Below are 1,377 nucleotides of genomic sequence, written 5' to 3' on the forward strand. Positions count from 1 at the left end.
CGGCTCTCCGTCACCGGGTACGTGGAGTGGGTGATCGGCGACCTGCGGCCGAAGTCGGCCATGCACGTCGTCACCGGGATCGACGCCAGGACGGGCGCTCTCTTCGCGCGCAACTCGTACAACACGGAGTTCGCCGGCCGGGTCGCCTTCTTCGACGCGGACGACATGACCCGGTCGTTCACCTGCGACCGCACGGAATTCCTGGGACGCAACGGCTCGCTGCGCGACCCGGCCGCCATGTCGAAGCCGCGGCTCTCGGACCGGACCGGGGCGGCGCTGGACCCCTGCGCCGCGATCAGGATCCCCTTCGAACTGGACATCGATCAGCGGCACGAGCTGGTCTTCAGGCTGGGCGCCGGACGGGACGCCCGGGACGCGGGCGACCTCGCCCACCGCTTCCGGGGCGCCGGCACCGCGCGGGACACGTTCGTCGCGGTGCGTCAGTACTGGCTGCGCACGCTCGGCGCCGTGCGCGTGGAGACCCCGGACCCGGCCCTCGACGTGCTGGCCAACGGCTGGCTCCTGTACCAGGCGCTGGCGTGCCGGCTCTGGGCCCGCACCGGCTACTACCAGCCGGGCGGCGCCTTCGGCTTCCGCGACCAGCTGCAGGACGCGATGGCGCTCGTCCACGCCGAACCGCGGCTGCTGCGCGAGCACCTGCTGCGCTGCGCGGCCCGCCAGTTCGCGGAGGGCGACGTCCAGCACTGGTGGCACCCGCCCGCGGGCCGGGGCGTGCGCACGCACTGCTCGGACGACTTCCTCTGGCTGCCGCTGGCCACCGCGCGCTACGTCCTGGCCACGAACGACACCGGCGTGCTGGACGAGTCCCTGCCCTTCCTCGCGGGTCGTCCGCTCAAGCCGGAAGAGGACTCCTACTACGACCTGCCCGGCCGGTCCCGGGAATCCGGCAGCCTGTACGACCACTGCGTCCGCGCCGTCCTGAACGGCCTGGCCGTCGGCGAGCACGAGCTGCCGCTCATCGGGAGCGGCGACTGGAACGACGGCATGAACCTGGGGGGGGCGCAGGGCAGGGGCGAGAGCGTCTGGCTGGGCTTCTTCCTGCAGGAAGTGCTGACGCGCTTCGCCGAGGTCGCCGACCGGCACGGCGACGGAGCCTTCGCCGAACGCTGCCGGCGGGAGGCCGCCCGGACGCGGCAGAACGTGGAAGCGAACGGCTGGGACGGCGCGTGGTACCGCCGGGCGTACTTCGACGACGGCACGCCCCTGGGATCCGCCAGCAACCCCGAGTGCCGGATCGACTCGATCGTCCAGAGCTGGTCGGCGCTCGTCCCGGGCGGCGACGCCGCGCGCTCAAGCGCGGCGATGGCGGCGGTGGACCAGCGTCTCGTCCGCCGCGGCGACGGCCTGGTCCAGCTG

The 1,377-nt window shown here is 73.3% G+C and carries 1 protein-coding gene; it reads left to right on the forward strand.

The genetic code is table 11. The features are described from left to right. On the forward strand, positions 1–1,377 hold a 1,377-nt coding region (locus Q7W29_14225; GenBank protein MDO9172979.1), incomplete at both ends, for a cyclic beta 1-2 glucan synthetase.

The sequence above is a fragment of the bacterium genome (assembly GCA_030654305.1).
Classification (GTDB): domain Bacteria; phylum Krumholzibacteriota; class Krumholzibacteriia; order LZORAL124-64-63; family LZORAL124-64-63; genus PNOJ01.